Source organism: Paractinoplanes lichenicola (genome assembly GCF_016785085.1).
GTDB lineage: Bacteria > Actinomycetota > Actinomycetes > Mycobacteriales > Micromonosporaceae > Actinoplanes > Actinoplanes lichenicola.
In genome coordinates, this window is sequence record NZ_JAENHO010000006.1 from 46,180 (window position 1) to 65,199 (window position 19,020).

16 protein-coding genes are annotated in these 19,020 nt (G+C 71.9%); 2 read left to right on the plus strand and 14 right to left on the minus strand.

Features of this window, described 5'->3' with window-relative positions; all coding sequences use genetic code 11:
• Positions 1-20 precede the first annotated feature (20 nt).
• Positions 21-518 carry an acyl-CoA thioesterase gene (locus tag JKJ07_RS21250; protein WP_202993393.1) on the minus strand — a complete coding sequence of 166 codons (498 nt, stop codon included), beginning with the start codon at positions 516-518 and terminating at the stop codon, positions 21-23.
• Between the two features lie 372 nt (positions 519-890).
• Here JKJ07_RS21250 and JKJ07_RS21255 point away from each other — a divergent pair, with 372 nt between their 5' ends.
• Both JKJ07_RS21255 and lexA read left to right on the plus strand, forming a co-directional pair.
• A complete protein-coding gene (locus tag JKJ07_RS21255; RefSeq protein WP_202993394.1) occupies positions 891-3,782 on the plus strand; it encodes a hypothetical protein in 2,892 nt (963 codons plus the stop codon).
• 69 nt (positions 3,783-3,851) lie between these two features.
• Positions 3,852-4,460 carry a transcriptional repressor LexA gene (gene lexA, locus JKJ07_RS21260; RefSeq protein ID WP_202993396.1) on the plus strand — a complete coding sequence of 203 codons (609 nt, stop codon included), beginning with the start codon at positions 3,852-3,854 and terminating at the stop codon, positions 4,458-4,460.
• Positions 4,461-4,956: 496 nt separating this feature from the next.
• Here lexA and JKJ07_RS21265 read toward each other — a convergent pair whose 3' ends face one another.
• From JKJ07_RS21265 to JKJ07_RS21325, 13 genes are all read right to left on the minus strand, one after another.
• The gene (locus JKJ07_RS21265; protein ID WP_202993397.1) at positions 4,957-5,364 is read right to left on the minus strand and encodes a hypothetical protein; all 408 of its coding nucleotides are present in this window, start codon (positions 5,362-5,364) and stop codon (positions 4,957-4,959) included.
• 141 nt (positions 5,365-5,505) lie between these two features.
• The gene (locus JKJ07_RS21270; protein WP_202993398.1) at positions 5,506-6,402 is read right to left on the minus strand and encodes an arginase family protein; all 897 of its coding nucleotides are present in this window, start codon (positions 6,400-6,402) and stop codon (positions 5,506-5,508) included.
• Positions 6,403-6,537: 135 nt separating this feature from the next.
• The gene (locus JKJ07_RS21275; protein WP_202993399.1) at positions 6,538-7,212 is read right to left on the minus strand and encodes a hypothetical protein; all 675 of its coding nucleotides are present in this window, start codon (positions 7,210-7,212) and stop codon (positions 6,538-6,540) included.
• Complete coding sequence (locus JKJ07_RS21280; protein ID WP_202993400.1) at positions 7,209-8,024, minus strand: ATP-binding cassette domain-containing protein; 816 nt, start codon at positions 8,022-8,024, stop codon at positions 7,209-7,211. Before JKJ07_RS21280 ends, JKJ07_RS21275 begins: the two co-directional genes overlap by 4 nt.
• Positions 8,017-8,346, minus strand: coding sequence for a PadR family transcriptional regulator (locus tag JKJ07_RS21285; RefSeq protein ID WP_202993401.1), 330 nt, complete (start codon positions 8,344-8,346; stop codon positions 8,017-8,019). The genes JKJ07_RS21280 and JKJ07_RS21285 overlap by 8 nt, the downstream gene beginning before the upstream one ends.
• A gap of 35 nt (positions 8,347-8,381) precedes the next feature.
• Positions 8,382-8,633: a DUF4242 domain-containing protein gene (locus JKJ07_RS21290; RefSeq protein WP_202993402.1), complete on the minus strand. Its 252-nt coding sequence runs from the start codon at positions 8,631-8,633 to the stop codon at positions 8,382-8,384.
• Between the two features lie 65 nt (positions 8,634-8,698).
• Positions 8,699-11,185 carry a helix-turn-helix transcriptional regulator gene (locus JKJ07_RS21295; protein WP_202993403.1) on the minus strand — a complete coding sequence of 829 codons (2,487 nt, stop codon included), beginning with the start codon at positions 11,183-11,185 and terminating at the stop codon, positions 8,699-8,701.
• A 69-nt stretch (positions 11,186-11,254) separates the two neighbouring features.
• Entirely contained in the window at positions 11,255-12,679 is a 1,425-nt protein-coding gene (locus JKJ07_RS21300; RefSeq protein ID WP_307834341.1) for an ATP-binding protein, read from the minus strand.
• Between the two features lie 72 nt (positions 12,680-12,751).
• The gene (locus JKJ07_RS21305; protein WP_202993405.1) at positions 12,752-14,470 is read right to left on the minus strand and encodes an ABC transporter ATP-binding protein; all 1,719 of its coding nucleotides are present in this window, start codon (positions 14,468-14,470) and stop codon (positions 12,752-12,754) included.
• Entirely contained in the window at positions 14,467-16,107 is a 1,641-nt protein-coding gene (locus tag JKJ07_RS21310; RefSeq protein WP_202993407.1) for an ABC transporter ATP-binding protein, read from the minus strand. Before JKJ07_RS21310 ends, JKJ07_RS21305 begins: the two co-directional genes overlap by 4 nt.
• Positions 16,104-16,907, minus strand: a complete 804-nt coding sequence (locus JKJ07_RS21315; RefSeq protein WP_202993408.1) for an ABC transporter ATP-binding protein — start codon at positions 16,905-16,907, stop codon at positions 16,104-16,106. Before JKJ07_RS21315 ends, JKJ07_RS21310 begins: the two co-directional genes overlap by 4 nt.
• Positions 16,904-17,932, minus strand: a complete 1,029-nt coding sequence (locus JKJ07_RS21320; RefSeq protein WP_202993410.1) for a FecCD family ABC transporter permease — start codon at positions 17,930-17,932, stop codon at positions 16,904-16,906. The genes JKJ07_RS21315 and JKJ07_RS21320 overlap by 4 nt, the downstream gene beginning before the upstream one ends.
• Complete coding sequence (locus JKJ07_RS21325; protein WP_438871436.1) at positions 17,929-18,903, minus strand: FecCD family ABC transporter permease; 975 nt, start codon at positions 18,901-18,903, stop codon at positions 17,929-17,931. The genes JKJ07_RS21320 and JKJ07_RS21325 overlap by 4 nt, the downstream gene beginning before the upstream one ends.
• Between the last annotated feature and the right edge of the window lie 117 nt (positions 18,904-19,020).

Consider the following 19,020-nt stretch of genomic DNA (forward strand, 5'->3'; position numbering starts at 1 on the left):
GCGCTCACCTTAACGTTCATTCAGCCTTCCCTGGCCTTCTGGATGGCGGCCCGGCGGGCCAGGCGATGCTCCCGCCGGATCAGAGCCTCGCGGAACCGGCGCTCGTCGTCCACGTTCTCGGGCAACACCGGCGGGACGTTTCTTGGGTGGCCGGCCACATCCACGGCCACGAACACCAGATATGCCGTCGCCACGGTCAGCGGCTCGGCGGCCACCACGTCCCAGCGCTCGGCGGCCAGCTTGACGCCCACCTCCATCGAGCTGGTGCCGGTCCAATTCACTTGCGCGTACGCGTGGACGAGATCGCCGACCCGCACCGGCTCCAGAAACACGATCTCGTCGATCGCGGCCGTGACCGCCGTGCCGCCGCTGTGCCGGGCCGCCGCCGCGCCGGCCACGTCATCGACGAACTTCATCAGCACGCCGCCGTGCACAGTGCCGTACAGGTTGACGTCGACCGCGGTCATGATGCGGCTCAGCGTGACCCTGGAATGGCTGGTGGGGCGGCCCTCATTCATGCGGCGTACGTTACGGCGTCCTTCCGTGCGGTTGCCCCGCGACGGTACGGTTCGTCGGGCAGCCAGTGTTCGGGGAGTTAAAGCGTGCGCCACTTCAGGTCGATCTTGTATGCCCTTGTGCTGGCACCGGCGGTGTGGATACTCGCGGGGGTCGGGTTCACTACCGAGCTGACCACCCGCGGGCGCGACGACTTCGCCGTCGAATCGGCGACCGGGCTGCTGCTCCTGCTGCTGGCCGGGGCGGCGTACGGGATCCTGCTCTTCGCCCCGATCTCACCGGCCGGGCCGATCTTCGGCGGGCTGGTCTATCTGGGGCTCTCGCTGTGGGCGCTGGTGTCGCCAGGGGGCTACGCGGGGATCTGGCCGGCCGCGGTGGCCAAGGACGGCTTCGACCTGAGCCGGCCGGGGTACGGGCTGGCGGCGATGCTGGCTTTGCCGCTGCTGTGCACGGCCTTGAGCGCGCGGCGGTGGGATCGCTACGAGCCGCCGGTGCTGCCGCTGATCGGGCAGGTGGGACGGGCCCGGGGGAAGGCCGCGGTGGCTACCCCGGATGCGGGCCTGGTTACTACCGCCGTGGTGCCTCCTTATGCGCCGACGCCTACTGATCCGGACCCGACCGCGGTGCTGCGGCTGCCCGCCTCAGCCCCCGCTTCCGCCTCGGGCGCCCCCTCTCCCTTGACCCCCACCCCTGCCTCCCACGCCTCCGCCTCCGCCTCCGATGATCCGCCGACGGTTGAGGCGGTTACGTCTGAGCCGGTGGATCCGGATGCGATCTCGGTGCTGGGTTCGGACGAGCCGACCGCGGCCGGTACGCCGACGGAGCCGCCGGCTGCTGAGTCGACCGAGGGCAGCTCCGTGTCGCCGATGGCCGCGCTGGCCGGGCCGCTGCGCGAGGTTGCGGCCGTGGCCCCGGAGGACGAGGCGACCATTGCTTGGCCGACGTTCCGGGACACCCGTCGCACCACGGTGATCGTCTCCGCCGACGAGGCGGCCACGGTAGCTGCTCTCTGCGACGGGCAAGCTTCGACCAGGCGGGGCACCGTGACGCCGCCGCCCGCAGAGCCCGAGGTGAAGACCCTCGACGCCGTTGCCGCGACCCCGGCGTCTGCGGCCCCCGCCTCCCCCACATCCCTCGATCACCCCGAGGACGACGAAGCCACGACCGTCCTCACGGCCATGAGCCCCCCGACCGCCGCCGCGACGCAGACCTCCGAGGACGACACGACTGCGGACGTCCCTGTCACCGGAACTCAGGACAGCGAGGCGGACGAAGCCACGACCGTGCTGACCCCCGTCGGCACCGCGACCGACGAGTCGTCCGCTGCTCAGGCCCAAGCCAGCGATGCCGACGAAGCCACGACCGTGTTGACGGCCCCCAGCACCGCGACCGACGACAAGCCCGCGACGGCCGACCTCACGAGCGAAACCGGCGAAGCAGCTGACAGGCTCGACTCGTCCGCCGAAGTTTCCGCTGGTGAAGCCCTAGATCGCGAGACCGACGAAGCTACGACCGTGCTGACGGTCCCCGGCACGGCGACCGACGACGGACCCGCCACGGCCGACCTCGCAAGCGAAACCGGCGAAACGACTGACAAGACCGCCGAAGTCTCCGCCGCTGACGCGCGAGATGGCGAGGCGGACGAGGCCACGACCGTGCTGACGGCTCCCAGCATCGCGTCGGACGAGCCCGCGACGGCCGACCTCACGAACGAAACCGGCGAAGCAACCGACAGGCTTGACTCGACCGCCGAAGTTTCCGCCGCTGACGCCCAGGACGACGAGACCGACGACGCCACAACCGACTTGACGGCCCCCAGCACCGCGACTGACGACGAACCCGCGACGGCCGACCTCACGAGCGAGGCCGACGAAACCACTGACAAGCTCGACACATCCGCCGCTGACGCTCGGGACGACGAGACCGTCTCGACATCCCCCGGCACCGCGGCCGAGGACGAACCTGCCACGGCTGATCTCACGGGCGAGGCCGGCGAAGATTCGACTTTGCTGGCTGTTCTGGACGCGGGGGCAGAGGGCGAAGAGGAGACGTCCGCCCTCGGGAGCGGGGGCTTGGTCGCTGACGATGAGACGACGGCCGATGACGGCGCCGAGTTCGCGGCCGTAGGGGCGTCGGCCGAGGGGCCGGAGGGCGCCGACGACAGTGCCGACGATGGCTCGGACGACGATGAATTCGCTTCGTTGTTCGTGACCGGGAAGGCCAAGGCGGCGCCGCACTCGCGGGCTGTGCCACCGGACTTCGAGGAGACTCGGGAGTTCGGGGCGCCTGATCCGGAGCGGACGCGGGCCATCAACATCGGGGAGCTGACCACCAAGCTTCAGGTGACGCCGGCCGCGGGTGAGGAGCCGGCGGGGAATGTCAACGAGCCGGTCAAGGCCCGCGCCTCGGTGACTGCTCCCGAGGGGCCGGGGGCCGAGGTCACGCAATCGCTGAACGCACCGGATCCGGAGCGGACGCAGACGATCAGGGTGGCCGACGAGGCCGAGACCACGCACGCCATCCACGTGATCACGTCGGAGGACGTGCACTCAGCGTCGGGGATCGACGATCTCGAGGTGACGCGGTCGCTCAGCGCGCCGGATCCGGATCGGACTCAGACGATCAAGGTGCTGGCCGAGAGCACGCGGTCGCTGGAGATGATCGGCGAGCACGACGGTGGGCGCCGGGGCGACGACGAGTTCGATCCGGAACGTACGCAGGCCGTTCCGGTTGTTGCCCCGGGCGACGGGTTGCGGCTGATGCCTCCGGTGGCGCCGGCGGGGATGGCTCGGCATCCGGGGCTGGTGGAGGAGCGCGACGGCGGGAACGGGAATGCCGCGGTCGACGAGACTCAGGTGATCAAGTTCGATCCGGACCGTACGCAGATCATCCGGCCGGGGTCCGTCGAGCCGCCGGGCGAGCGCACCGAGTTCATCCGGCTGCCGGTCGCGGATCAGGCTGCCCAGCCAGTGTCGGCCCAGCCGGTGTCAACGCAACCGGTGTCCGCACAACCCATGTCGGCACAGCCGGTGTCCGCGCAACCGGTCTCTGCACAACCGCTGTCGGCGCAACCGGTGGCTGCCGGGCCTATGGCGGTTTCGATTGCCGAGGCTGAGCGGCCCAACTTCGCGGAGGATCCGACCAGCCGGATCGTTCCGCCGGGTGGGAACGGGCACGAGGCCGAGAAGCGTGAGATGACCGTGATGAACATGGAGCGGCCGCCGGAGGACGAACCCGAGATCCCGCAGCAGCGCCGGCCGAGCTGAGCGGGGAAGGTTACGGGGCGTCACCCGATCGAGTCGTACAGATGATCGAAAGTGTAGTAACATCACCGCATGTCCACGGACGACGGGCCCCTGAGCAAGCGGCAACGGCAGATCCTTTCGATGATCCGCGAGTGGATCGAACAGCATGGTTATCCGCCGACCATTCGTGAGATCGGTGCCGCCGTCGGGCTCGATTCGCCGTCGTCGGTGGCTCATCAGCTCAAGGTGCTCGAGGATCGCGGGTTCATCCGGCGCGGGGCCCGGGGTTCGCGGGCGATCGACGTGCGCACCCCCGGCGAGCAGGCCAATGTGCCAGTTCCGGTGATCGGCACGATCGCGGCCGGCGCGCCGATCCTGGCCGACGAAAACGTGGACGAGGAGCTCAACCTGCCGTTGAGCCTGGTCGGCCACGGCACGCTGTTCGCGCTCAAGGTCAAGGGTGACTCGATGATCGAGGCCGCGATCTGCGACGGCGACACGGTGGTCGTGCGCCAGCAGCAGGTGGCCGACAATGGCGACATCGTGGCTGCCATGATCGACGGCGAGGCCACGGTCAAGGTGCTGCGCATCAACGGCCGGCACATCGAGCTGGTCCCGCGCAACCCGGCTTACGACGTCATCCCGGGCGACGACGCCACGATCCTGGGCCGAGTAGTGACAGTCCTGCGCCGCGTCTGACCAGCCAGGCGAGCGCGCAGCCAACCGGCAATAGCACCCCAACCGGCCAGGCGAGCGCGCGACCGACCGCCAACAGCAACCCCACCGGCTGGGCGTAGGGGACCGGCCGGGGTGGTGAGAGGCGTTGCGGCGAGGGGACCGGCCGGAATGGTGGCAGGCATTGTGAGCCACGGGACCGGCCGGAATGATGGCAGGCGTTGTGGGCGAGGGGACCGGCCTGGATGGTGCGGGCGTTGTGGGTGAGTGGGCACCACGGCCGGTGGCCGCGTTATGGTCCGGTGTTTCGCCTGGCCGGCGAGGCGCGGCGGGTGGTGTCGTAATGCTTTTGTCGCAGTCGACGTGGCGTACGTCTTCGGTCTGGTCTTGAAAATGCGCTCGGACCGCATCGGTGGAGATGCGGCCCGAGCATCGGGGTGGTTCAGCGGCGGGCGGCGAGAGCGTGGACGGAACCCTCGTGCCCGCGACCTGGGTGGGCCGGACTATCCGGCCCGGGTGATCAGCGGTGGCCGCGCGGGCCGTGACCGTGTCCGCCGTGGCCGTGACCGCCGTGGCCGCCGTGGCCGTGACCGCCCCACGGGCCGTGGCCGTGGCCGCCGCGGAAGTCGCGCTCGACCTCGAGGGCCCACAGGCCACGCTTGAAGCCGAAGCGGACCCGGTCGCAGTCGTAGTCGTCCCAGCGGTTGCGGAACTCGCCGATGCGGCCGGCCTGCTCGCAGGCGCGCAGGGTGCGGAAGTAGCCGACGACGCGGTCGCGGCCCCAGCCCTTCTCGGCCTTGGTGGTGGTGGCGGGCTTGGCGGCCGGCGCCTTGGTGCTGTCGGCGGCCATCGCGGGACCGGCGGCCATGGTGGCGCCGGCGACCAGGCCCATCGCCATCATCGTGAACGTGCGGACTGCCTTGTTCATGTCTACCTCCAAGTTGCGTGCTGCCTTATGCCACAGATCGTGGCATAACGGACACACAGGCCATGCACAGGCAAATACGTACTTTCGGACGATCTTGCCTGACCGTTTGTGCGGCCGGTCACATACGCAACACGGAGGGGCCTAGGTGCTCAGCGCGGTGGCGACGGCCGTCGCGAAGTCGTCGAGCACGGCGCGGTCGGGCGCGTGGTCGGGGTTGACCTCGGTGATCACCAGCGCGGCCAGCCGGTCGCCGCCGCTGGCGAAGACCGACAGGCAGGTCATGGCCTCGTGCAGGGTCAGCCCGATGGGGTCGCCGCCGGAGTCGGGCACGTCGGCGATCGGCATGTCGGTGAAGCGCAGCACGTCGACGTCGAAGTGCAGCACGAACGACTCGCCCGCGGCGGCCAGCGCCCGCTCGGCGGCCGCACGGGTGTCGCGGTGCACGTCGGCGGCGGTGATCCGGGTGATGGAAAGCTCCTGGAGCAGGTCGCGTTCCTGGTCGGGGCCGTCGTCGGGCAGACCGTCCCCAAAGGACACGACACGTGCGGGTGTGAGCGGCTCACCGACGGCTGCGACCTCGGGCAGGTGACCAGGTAGCCGCAGCAGGTGGGCCATTCCCATGGCGTCCAGGTTGCCGTTGGGACGGGTCTCGGGGGTGAAGAGGTCGGGGCCACCGTCCATATAGAGCAGTGCGGGCTCCCGGGCGGCGCGGTCGAAGCCGGCCAGGACGCCTACGGTGATGCTGCAGTCGCCGCCGAGCACGAGCGGGACGCGGCCGTCGGCGAGGATGGCCGCCACGGCCGTGGCTACGTCGTCGGCTACGGCGGCTACGGTCGCGGCGTTTTGCCCGGTCTGCCGGGCGGGGTCGGGCCGCCATCGGAAGCCGCGTACGTCGCCGCGGTCCTCGATGTCGTGCCCGCCCGCGCGCAGGTTGTTGATCAGTCCGGCTTCCCGGAGTGCGGCCGGGCCCTGCTCGACGCCGGGCGTGTGCGCGCCCGCGCTCGACGGCACACCCAGCACGGTCCATCGACGGCTCATGACCCAATACTGCAACGGCCGGGCGGGTGGGGCCGCGCAACGGGGCGGGTGTCGCGGTGAGGGGCGGCGCGGCGGTGAGAGCGGCGGGGGCGGCACAGCGGTGAGAGCGGCGGGACGGCGCGGTGGTGAGAGCGGTCAGGGCTCGGGATAACGGACCAGCCGCAGCCGCCAGTGGAAGATCGCCAGCGTGCCCAGGACGCAGATCAGCCAGGTCACCCCGGCGTGGGCCAGGCCGCGCCAGACCAGGTCGATGCTGCCGCCGTCGACCGCGTAGTTGCCGACCTCGCGGGCCGACCAGAACGGCATCAGCTTGGCGATCAGGCCGGTCGGGTCGGCCAGCATCTGCACCGAGCTGATGCTGAGCAGGGCCAGCGCGCCGTCGAGCTCGCGGGGCAGGATCGCGCCGATCAGGCTGCCCACCGGGGCCGCGACCAGCGCCGACACCAGCATCATGACCCCGGCCGCCCAGAGGTGCGGCAGGTTTTGGTCGACGGCCACCATCGTCCAGTAGCCGAGCGCCAGCAGCAGGCCGACGCCGGTCATCGCGAGCAGCCGGCCGGCGATGATGCCGGTGACCGAGGCGCCGGTGAGCCGCAGGCGCGGGTCGACGCCGCGGGAGGCGTTGACCACGAACAGGGTGAGCGTCGAGACGGCCCAGCCGATACCCAGGGTCAGCGCGCGGGTGGACTGGCCGGAGAGGTCGCGCCGCACGAGGTAGAACCAGAACGGCAGGGTGATCACGAGCAGGAGCGCGGCCCGGCGCCGGCTCACCTCGAGGGCAGAGAGTCGGGCCACCACCAGGGTTGTCATGCGGTCGCTCCCAGGTCGAGCACGTGGTCGACATTCTGCAGGTCGTGCAACAGGTGGGTGACGACCACGACCGCCCGCCCGGCGTCGCGCCACGCGAGCACCTGCTGCCAGAAGTCCACATAGGTGCCCTGGTCGAAGCCCTGATACGGTTCGTCGAGCAGCAGCAGGTCGGGGGCGTGCAGCTCGCCCAGCACGAGGTTGAGCTTCTGCCGGGTGCCGCCGGACATCTGCTGCGCGCGCTGCTGCCGGGCCGGGCGCCAGGCGAGTCGGGTGGCCAGGTGCGCGCCGGTCGACCGGGCCCGCCCGGGAACCATGCCCGCGGCCGAGCCGAAGAGCGTGAAGTGTTCCTCCGCGGTGAGCCAGCCCGCCGTGCCGCCGTCCTGCGGCACGAACCCGACCCGGCGCGTACGCCGGACCGCGCCGCCGCTGGGCCGGGTCAGGCCGGCGCAGATGCGCAGCAGTGTCGACTTGCCGCAGCCGTTGGCGCCGACGATCGCGGCCACCTCTCCCCCGCGGACGGTCAGGTTCACGCCTTCGAAGACCGTCTGCCGGCGATAGCGCTTGGTCACCCCGGTCAGGCTCAGCATGACCGGTCCAGCCTGATACCTCGTACGGGGAAAGTTGGCCGTCGGCGTGTTGAGCTCGGCCACCAGGTGGCGCGCGTAGAGGTGGGCCGGCCCGAAGACGTCGGCCGGCGGGGCCGCGCTCTCGGCCGCCTGCTGGGTGGTCTCGTCGGCGAGGCGGCGGGCGCGGGCCGGTTGCAGGCCGAGGCGCAGCAGCTCGGACTCGAAGGCGGTGGGCCAGTCACTCATGCGGCACCGCGCTGAGCAGGCTGTCGACCCCGTCGCGGAAGCGTCGCCAGTCGCCGGCCTGACCGGCCAGCAGGTCGAGACCGGCCTGGGTGATGGCGTAGTTCTTGCGGCGGGGGCCGCTTTCCGACGGCCCCCAGCTGGGGACGGCCAGGCCCTGCTCCTCGAGCCGGAGCAGGGCCGGATAGAGCGTGCCGCCGGGAACATCGGCGACCCCGGCCGCGGCGAGCCGCTGGGACAGGCCATAGCCGTAGTCGGCGCGTTCCCGCAGCATCGCGAGCAGGCACAGGTCGAGGAAGCCGTGCAGCCATGGCCGTGGTGTCATGGCTAGGCAGGCTACCTGGTTAGTAGACAGTCTGACTAGGCACCCTCGTCGACCGCGTAGATCTCGTCGGCCACGAGCCCGTGGGCCTTGCGGTGCACGGCCACGGCCGCCTCGGCCGACGGCGCCTCGACCAGGCAGAAGATCTTCCCCTGCCGCTCGTCGACCCAGTAGCGCAGATAGTTGACGCCGAACTCGGTCTGCGTCGCGAGGTCGGCCTGGTGCGCCTTGGCCACGTCGTCGAGGCTCACGCCGCCGCTCACGGTGTGCACGTCCATGTAGATGGTCATGACTCGACCGTACGGAGAACGCCGCCCGCGGAGATCGGGAGCGATTACCCAGGTTTCCCGCGCGGTTACCTAGAGACCAGTCCCCGGCGCTCGGCCTCGGCCGCGGCCATCGAGCGGCTCGAGGCGCCGAGTTTGCCCAGCACGGCCGAGACGTGGTGATCGACCGTCTTGACCGAGAGCACCAGCCGGGCGGCGATCTCGGCGTTGGTCCGGCCGGCGACGATCAGCCCGAGCACCTCGTCCTCGCGGCGGGTCAGGCCGGCCGGGTGGGCCCGCGTCGCCGAGCGCGGGCCGACCGGCACCGACCGCACGCCATGGACCCGCAGGCGGCGACGGGTCAGGCGGGCCGCGGGCAGGGCGCCGAGCTCGTCGAAGACGGCCAGGGCCTCGCGCAGCAGACCGGTGTCGTCGCTGCCGAGCAGGGCGAGCGCGGCCTCGTACCGGCTCTCGACCTTGCGCCAGGCCGCGGCCGAGCCGGCGAAGTCGCCGTCGAGCTCGAGTTGGTAGGGCTCGGCCACGTCGCTCATCGCGTGCTTTGATCCGCTGCGGCGCAGCCAGACCGCGACCGAGCCGCGCAGCCACCCGTTGCCCCGGCCGGCGACCCGGAACGCGCGCTCGGCCTCGCGGCGGGCACCCGCCAGATCGCCGGCGAGCCAGCGCCACTCGGCCCGGCAGAGGCGGGCGCAGACGATCCACTGGGGCTCGGCCGACCCGTCGGCGGCCGCGACCGCCTCGTCGAGCAGCGGCGCGATCTCGTCGTCGCCCCGTCGCACCAGCACCGTGGCCAGGGCGATCTGCGCGCTGATCCGGTTGATCGGCGTCGCCTCGACCTCGGTGATCAGCCTGCGGGCGAGCCGGGCGGCCTCGTCCCAGCGATCGGTGCGGGCCAGCGAGATCGACCGCTCGCCGCGGATGCAGGTGCCGAACGAGGCCACGTCGTGCTCGTCGCAGAACGCCACGCCGTCCACAAAGTACTGTTCCGCCTCGGCGTAGCGTCGCTCGCAGGTGAGCAGCCCGTAGAAGTTGTTGTAGGCGCGCCCGACCTGCTCGGCCAGCCCGTGTTCGAGGGCGACGTCGAGGGCCTCGCGCATCTTGCCCAGCCAGGGCTCGCCGCTCATGGCGAGGGCGCCCGCATGCGTGTTGAGGGCATCGCTGAGCACGTCGTGCAGCGGGCCGGCGAGGTGCTGGGCCCGGGTCGCGAGCTCGATCGCCTCGGCGTGGTGATCGGTCAGCATCTTCTTGCGCGCGAGGTGGGCATACGCGCGCGACCGATCCGGGCCGTCGAGCGGATCCAGGATCTTGAGGGCCCGTTCGGCCACGGCGATCGCCTCGTCATGCCGGCACAGGGTGACGAGCGCCTCGGACAGCCGCCGGTTCGCGTTGCCCTCCCGCCGCCGATCCCCGATCCGGTGCCAGAGCTGCCGCGCCTGCTCGGCCGCGTCGGCCAGGTCGGCCCCGCGATCCACCAGCGAGAGCTCATCGCAGAGGCGGTCCAAAAGCTTTCCCCGTACGGGATCAGGAAGGTCCCCGGCGAAGCGGAGCGCGCGCTCGAACTGGGCGGCCGCCTCGCGATGCGCACCCAGCTCGGCGGCGGCGGCCGCGGCCCGTACGGCGAAATGATGGGCCGCCGCACCGTCACCGGCCTGTTCGGCGTGGAAGGCCAGCCTCGCGTCGTCGCCGTGGTCACGCAGGCACGCCAGGATGGTGGCGTGCAACTGGGCCCGGCGGCGGGGCGGGATGGCCTGCTCGACGGCTCGGCGGGCCAGCTCGTGCCGGAAGCCGTCGGTGGTGAACAGGCCCGTCCGCAGCAGCTCGTCGCCGACGTCGAACCGGCCGCCGGTCAGCGCCGCGAGATCGAGGCTGTGGCGGGCCTCGGGAGACAAACCGACCGTGCGGGCCAGGACGGCGTCGCGCACCGAGGCGGGCACCGACGTGATGCCGGAGCGAACGATCTCGGTCACGTAGAACGGGTTGCCCCCGGTCAGCTTGTGCAGCTCGTCGGCGGGCAGGCCGGTGCCGGTGGTCAGCTGGGCGACCGCCGCCGGGCTGAGCGGCTCGATCGTAATGCGGCGGGTGGCGCGCAGCGAGCCCAGGTGACCCAGCGCCAGGCGCAGCGGGGTCGACTCGACGTCGCGGTACGTGACGATCAGCAGGGTGCGGCGCAGGCGGCGGGCCAGGAATCGGACCAGGTCGACGGTGGCCTCGTCGGCCCAGTGCAGGTCTTCGATCACGATGACGGTGAAGGCGCGGTCGAGCTCGCGGAGCAGCGCGTCGAAGAGCTCCTCGCGCGGGGCCCGGCGGCGGCACAGCTCTTGCAGCTCACCACCGAGCTCGGCGGCCAGGTCGAACAGCGGCCCCAGCGGGCGCGGGGTGAACAGGCCGTCGCAGAAGCCGGTGGCCCGGCGGCCCTCGGTGGGGAGCGCCTCGACCAGGGCGGACTTGCCGATGCCGGCCTCGCCACTGATCAGCACAAGGCGGCCGTCGCCGTGGCGGGCCTCGTCGGCGTAGGCGGTCAGGGCGGTCAGGGCTTGGTCACGCTCCAGCAGAGCCATGCGGCCAGTCTCGTGCGGGGCGGGGCCGCTTGGCCATCGAGTTCGCGGTCGGGTGCGCGACTCTAGGGCCTAGTGTGGTCGCCACGCCTCCAGCAGTTCCGCGGGGCCGTAGGAAGCGTCGAGCCCCTGGGCGTCCACGCCGCTGCGGCTGATCGCCAGCAGCGGAACCGGCTCGTCGGTCACGACCGCGCGGTGTCGTTGCAGGGCCAGAAGGTCATGATTGTCGAACGCCGAGCGCTCCAGCCACTTGATGGATCCGACGAAGAGCAGGCTCCGGGCCACCGGTGCGCGATCCGCCCCGACGACGTCGATCTCGACGCTGTTGGACCGGGTCCAGTAGGAACCGAGCACCGGGGCCGCGGGGAGGGAGTCGTCCGGCAACAGCCGGGCCAGCGACTCTCGGAGCAGGGGCTCGACGGCACGGCCGCGCCAACTCGTCCACCCGGCTTCGATGCGTCGCAGCGTGAGGTCACCGCGTAGACGCTCGATCTCGGCCAAGTGCGGCGCTACGAAGGTCAGCCAGAACCGCAGGTAGGGATCGGTTACGCGGTAGCGCCGCTCCTTCGACGGCCCCAGGGCGACGGGCAGCTCCGCGGCGACCATGCGCTTGCCGGTCAACACCTCGGTCGATCGCGTCAACGTGGTGTGAGAGATGCCGCCGGCGGCCCGGGCGATGTTGGTGAAGGTGCGCTCACCGCTGCCGATCGCCGACAGGACCGTGCGAGCCATCGCCGATTCCGGAAACTCACCGGCCAGCGAGCGCTCGGCCGACACCAGCAAGGGCGAGACCGGATTGGCGAGCTCCGCGGAGAGGAACTGCCACAGGCCGGCGCCCGGCCGCCAATCGGCACAGATCAGTGGAAGGCCGCCGGTGACCAGGGCCGCGTCAAAAGCCTCAGCCGGCTCCAGCTGAAGCATGTCGCCGACCTCGGCCGGGTTCAGCGGCCCGAGGACCATCTCCTTGCCACGCTGGTGGAACGGCCGGCCGTAGGAACTCAGCGCCTCCATCATCGACAGATCCGAGCCGATCAGGATGAGCAGGACCGGCTTGCGGCTGAACTCGCGGTCCCAAGCTCGCTGGAGGATTCCCTCGAAGGCGTCCACCCGATCGACCAAGTAGGGAACCTCGTCGATGACGACGACGCTGGGCCGGTCGTCAGGCAGAACGCCGGCGAGCTGCCGGAGCGCGGCACTCCAGTTTCCCGGGGTGGCGTCGTCGAACACCGCGCGGTCCGGCAGGTCCGAGGAGCTCACCGCCTCGATGAACGCCTCGAGTTCAATGTCGTCGGCGGCCCCGGCGGCGGTGAAGAACACTGCCGGGGCTCCCGAACGGTCGACGAAGGCTTCGACGAGGCTGGACTTGCCGATCCGGCGGCGGCCCCTCATGAGCAGGCACTGGCCCGGACGCGGATCCGTTCGGGGTGCGTTCGCCACCTGCGCGAAAAGGGCGCCGAGCACGGCCAACTGGTGCTCTCGTCCTATGAACGCGACCACGGGTCCTCCAGGCTCGCCACAAGTTAGTATCGTCAGAGATACTATCGCAGGCGATACTGTTGGGCACGTTACTCAGTGATCGCGTTGGCCGGACCACGCCTGCCAGAGCGTCGCGTACGGGCCGGGCTCGTCGATCAGCGCCGCATGTGGCCCGACCTGCACCACCCGTCCCTGTTCGAGCACCACCACACGATCCGCGGTCACGGCCTGGGTCAGCCGGTGCGCCACGATCACGGCAGTTCGCCCCTCGAGTGCCGCCGCGGCGACCCGTTCGAGCAGGCGGGCGCCCGCGCTGCCGGCCTCCGCGGTGGCCTCGTCGAGGATGGCCACCGGCGGGTCGGCCAGGATCAGCCGGGCGAACGCGATCTGCTGGGCCTGTGCCGCGGTCAGCCCGTGGCCGCCCGCGCCGACCTCCGTGTCGAGGCCGTCGGGCAGTTGGGCGACCCAGCCCGCGGCGTCGACGGCGGCCAGCGCGGCGTGCACCTCGTCGTCGGTGGCGCCCGGGCGGGCCAGGCGCAGGTCGTCGATCAGCGGGCCGGCGAAGACGTGCACCTCCTGCGTGATCAGGGCGACCTCCCCGGCGGGCACCTCGACGGTGCCGGCGACGGGGTCGTGCACCCCGGCGATGACCTTGGCCAGGCTGGTCTTGCCGGCGCCGGTCGAGCCGACGACGGCGACCCGCTCGCCGCGCCGTACCACCAGGTCGACGTCGCGCAGCACGGGCCGGTCGGGGCGGTAGGCGAAGCTCAGCCCGCTGACCTCGATGGCCGACGGTGTCGACGAGGCCAGCGAAGGCGTGCGCGGCTCGCCGGCCAGGTCGGCCACCCCGATCAGGCGGTCGAGCCCGGAGGCGGCCGCCTGCGCGTCGTCGACCAGGGCCAGCGCGGTGTTGATGGGGTTGAACAGCCCGTGGAAGTACAGCGCGGCGGCGGTGGCCGTGCCGATGCTCACGGCGTCGTGGCGAACGAGGAAGAAGCCGGTCGCCAGCACGGCGGCCAGCCCGGCGAACTCGGCCACGTGCAGCCGAGCGTAGAACCGGGTCATCAGCGCGATGCCCTGCAGCAGCAGGTCGACGGCCTGCTGGGAGCGGGCGGCGACGCGGCCGCTGTGCTCGCCGGCGATCCGGAACGTCCGGATGGTCGGCGCGCCGTCGATCGTGGCCAGCAGGTGATGCTGCTGGGCGGCCACGGCGACCCTTTGCCGGGCGTAGAGCGGGACGGCGCGGCGGGCGTACCAGCGCACCGTGTACGCCTGCACGGGCACCGCCACCAGCGCGGCGAGCAGGAACCGCCAGTCGAGCACGGCCATGCCGCCGAGGGTCAGCACGATCGTCAGGATGGCCCGGGTGAACTCGGGCACCGCCGAGCGAGCGGCCTCGCCGACCACTGTCACGTCGTTGGTCACGCGTGAGGTCAGGTCGCCCGCGCCGGCCCGTTCGACCTGTTCGAGGGGCAGCCGCAGGGCCGACTCGACGAACCGTTCACGGATCCGGGCCAAAGTGGACTCGCCGGCCCGGGCCAGCATGGCGAACCCGAAACCGGCCAGCGCGGCGTCGACCAGGGCCACCGCCACCAGCGCGACCCCGGTCAGAACGAAATCGCCGGTCGCGCCGCCGGTGGTGGCCAGGTCGACGATGTGGCCGAGCAGCGGCGGCGCCAGCAGCCCGGCGATCGTGCCCGCGATCAGCAGCGCGATCGCCCCGGCCAGCCGCCCGCGTTCGGGTCGCAGAAACACCAGAAGAGCGGCCCGCGTACGCCGTCCGGCCGCGATCGGAAGCGGAGTGGTTGTCATGCCAGCACCGTCTCCCGGTAGGTCTCGTCGCCCGCGGCCAGCTCGCCGTGCGTCCCGTCGGCCCGCACCACGCCGCCGTGCAGGAACAGCACCCGGTCGGTGATCGCGAGCAGGGCCGGGCTGGTGGTGATGAGGATCGTCGTGCGCCCGGCCCGCACCTCACGCAGCCGCGCGGCGATCCGGGCCTCGGTCACGGCGTCGACCGCGGTGGTCGGGTCGTGCATCGCCAGGACCGGAGCGTCGGCGGCCAGCGCGCGGGCCAGCGCGATCCGTTGCCGCTGACCGCCGGAGAGCGTACGGGCGCCGTCGTCGAGCACCGCGTCGAGCCCGTCGGGCAGCGTGCGCGCGACCTCGTCGGCGTCGGCGGCGACCATCGCGGCGTCGACCGTGGCCGGTTCGGCGCGGTCGAGCGAGACGGCCGAGCGGATCGTGCCGTCGAACAGGTCGGTGTGGTGCTCGACGGCCAGCACGGCGGCCCGCAGCTCCTCGGGGTTCAGGGCGGACAGGGCGATCCCGTCGAGCGAGACGACGCCGTCGACCGGGTCGGCCGACCGGTTCAGCAGCCGCACGAGCTCGGCGGCCTCGGCCGGGTCGGTGGCGACCACGCCGACGAGCTCACCGGGCGCGATTTTCACGGCCAGATCCCGTACGCGCAGGTCGACCGCACCCCGTACGGGCGTGACCGGCCGCTGATCGCCCCCGCTGACCGCCTCGGGCGCGGACAGCACCGCCTCGACCCGCTTGGCCGACGCGCGGCCCTGGGCCAGGTCGGCGCCGACCCAGCCGAACGTGGACAGCGGCCCGACCAGGAACTGGGCCAGGCCGATGGACGAGATGAGCTGGCCCACGGTGATGTCGCCGCGCACTGCGAGGATGCCGCCGGCCACCGCGATCACGGCCAGGAAGAGTCCGCTGATGGTCAGCACGAGGCCCTGGTACGCCGCCTGGGTGCGGGCCGCGCGCACGGTGGCGGTCAGCGCGACCCGGCTGCGCTGCCGGTAGCGCTCGACCGCTGCCTCCTCGGCGCGCAGGCCTTTGACCACGCGCAGCCCCGAGACCAGGTCGGCCGCGATGCCCGAGGCGTGCGCGCCGTGCTCCTGCTCGGTCTCGCTGCGCTCCTCCAGCGGCTTGCCGATCAGGCGGGTCAGCCACATCAGCGGCGGCAGCCCGAGCAGCACCAGCAGGCCGAGCGGGATCGAGATGGACAGCAGCAGCACGGCCGAGAAGATCACGGCGATCACGGCGGCACTGCCGTACGTGATGGCGACCGCGATCCCGCCGACGCGCGCGGTGTCGCTGGTGGCGATCGACACCAGCGCGCCCGGCAGCCGGCCCGACTCGGCCCCACCCCGGTCGTGCAGCACCCGGCGGGTCACGCGCAGGCGCAGGTCGTGGGCGGCCTGCTCGGCGGCGCGCTCGGCGGCCCGGGCCCCGTACCGGAAGCTGTAGCTCAGTCCGATGTAGATCGCACCCAGCACACCCAGCCAGAGGAACAGGTCCCCGACGCCACCGTCGACGGCCCGGTCGATGATCACGCCGATCAGGAACGGGACGGCCGCCTCGCCCGCCTGGTGACCGGTGGCCAGCAGCGAGCTGAGGACGATCAGGCGGCGCTGCTTACCGAGGGCCTCTTTCACTTCTTGATCGCACGGGTTCGGCGGTCGGCCGGAACCACCAGCGGGGTCCCCGTCTCGGGGTCGTCGATCACCCGGCACGGCATCGCGAACACCTCCTCGACGAGCTCGGCCGTCATCACGTCGGCGGGCGCCCCCTGGTCGATCACCTGGCCACCTTTCATCACGATCAGCTCGGTCGCGTAACGGCACGCGTGGTTGAGGTCGTGCAGCACCGCGACGATCGTGCGGCCCTGCTCGTGCAGCTCGGCGCAGAGGTCGAGCACCTCGAACTGGTGGGACAGGTCGAGGAACGTGGTCGGCTCGTCGAGCAGCAGGATAGGCGTCTGCTGGGCCAGCGCCATGGCCAGCCAGACCCGCTGCCGCTGACCGCCGGAGAGCTCGTCGACGAAGCGGTCGGCCAGGTCGGCCACCTCGGTCAGGCGCATGGCCTCGGCGACCGCGGTCTCGTCCTCGGGCGACCATTGCTTGAGCAGTTTCTGATGGGCGAACCGGCCGCGCGCGACCAGCTCCTCGACGACGATGCCGCCGGGCACGATCGGCGCCTGGGGCAGCATGCCGAGCTGCTTGGCGACCTGCTTCGACGGGTACGACGCGATGCTCTGCCCGTCCAGGTGGACCGCGCCGGCCTGCGGCTTGAGGACGCGGGCGAGCGACTTGAGCAGCGTCGACTTGCCGCACGCGTTAGGGCCGACGATGACCGTGAACGAGCCGTCGGTGATCCGCACGTCGAGGTGCTCGGCGACGACCCGTTTGTCGTACGCGAGCGTGACGTCCTGCGCCCGCAGCCGTGCCTCGGTCATGCTCGGGCTCCTCGCCTCTCGTGGAACAGCAGCCAGGTCAGGTAGATGCCGCCGAGCGCCGCCGTGACCACGCCGACCGGGATGTCGTTGCCGGGCAGCGCGTGCTGCGCGGCCCAGTCGCCCGCCGAGAGCAGCGCCGCGCCCATGGCCGCCGCGGGCAGGATGCCGGAGCTGGGCGAGCGGCTGAGCCGGGCCGCGAGCGGCGGGGCGGCCAGGGCCACGAAGGCGATCGGGCCGGCCGCCGCGGTCGCCCCGGCCGAGAGACCCACGGCGGCCAGCGCGAGGACGGCCCGGCTGCGCTCGACCGGCACGCCCTGCAGCACGGCCATCTCGTCGCCGAGGGCGAGCAGCTTGAGGTGACGTCCGAAGTAGACGACCATCGGCACCAGCACGGCCACCGTGACCGCGACGATGACGACCTCGGTCCAGCCGCGGCCGTTGACGCTGCCGATCAGCCAGACCTGCGCGGCCACGGCCTCGTTGAGCCGGGCGCGATAGATCAGGTAGGAGTTGAGCGCCTCGAGCAGGGCCGAGACGCCGATGCCCATGAGCACGAGCCGGAACGGGTGCACGCCGCGGCGGAACGCGAGCAGGTAGACCACGACCGCGGTGACGACGCAGCCGACGATCGCGCCCGCCCCGACCTGCACGCCGCCGCCCCCGACGATCAGCATCACGATCAGCGCCCCGGAGGCGGCGCCGGTGGTCAGGCCGACGAAATCGGGGCTGCCGAGCGGGTTGCGGGTCAGGCTCTGGAAGACCGCGCCGCTCGCCCCCAGGGCCGCGCCGACCAGCAGCGTGACCAGCACCCGGGGCAGCCGCAGCTCGTACACGATGAAGTCGGTGCCGGCGTCACCTTCGCCGGCCAGGCTCTTGAGCACCTCGGCCACGGGCACCGGGAAGTCGCCGGTCGTGAGATTGACCAGCGCCGTCGCCAGGGCGACCAGGAGCAGCACGACGCCGACGATCAGCGCGCGGGGATAGACCCGTACGGAGAGACCGGCCGCCCGGACGACGGTCCTCACAGCGAGCTCAGCCGGCGACGGCGGCACAGCGCGATGAACAGCGGGGCGCCGAGGAACGCGGTGACCACGCCGACCGGCAGCTCGGCCGGGGCGACCAGCACCCGGCCCAGCACGTCGGCCCCGAGCAGCAGGGCCGGGCCGAGGACGAGCGCGTAGGCCAGGATCCAGCGCTGGTCGGAGCCGACGATCATGCGGGCCGCGTACGGGACGGCCAGGCCGAGGAACCAGATCGGGCCGGCCGCGGCCGTGGCGGCGCCGCACAGCAGCGTCACCGCGAGCAGGCCGAGGGCGCGGACGCGTACGGGGGAAGCTCCCACCGACGTGGCGGACTCGTCACCGAGGCTGAGCGCGTTGAGCTGACGGCCCAGGAAGAGCGCGAGCACGACCCCGGCCACCAGGAACGGCAGGATCCGCAGGACAGTGCCGGAGTCGCGGTCGGAGAACGAGCCGACATCCCAGTGGCGGTAGCGGTCGAACGCCTCGCGCCGCAGCACCAGGATGGCCCAGACGATCGCGCCGAGCACCGAGGTGATCGAGATGCCGGCCAGGATCTGCCGTTCCGGGGTCGGATGCCGGCCGGCGCCGCCCAGCGCGAAGACCGCGGCCGAGGTGAGGCCGGCGCCCACGAAGGCGAACCAGACGTAGCCGGCCGCGCTGCCGACCCCGAGGAACGCGATGGAGATCACTACGCCGGTCGAGGCGCCCAGGTTGACCCCGAGCAGGCCCGGCTCGGCCAGCGGGTTGCGGGTGAGCGCCTGCATGACCGTGCCGGCCAGGCCCAACGCGGCGCCGACCCCGAGGCCGAGCAGCGTGCGGGGCAGGCGCAGATCGTGGACGATGGCCGACTCGGCCGAGGCGTCGGAGTGCCACAACACCTGCCACACCGTGGACAGCGGGATCGTGCGGCTGCCGACGGCGACGCTCAGGGCGATCACCACAAATAGGACAGCGAACGCCGCCGCGAACCCGATCCAGCGCCGCTTCGCCCTTTTCCGCAGCGGGGCCGCAACGACCGCGGTCAACGTTCACTCCATGGGTTCTTTGTTTAGGTGAGGCTAACCTACACTCGGCCCTCAGCAAACGTTGAA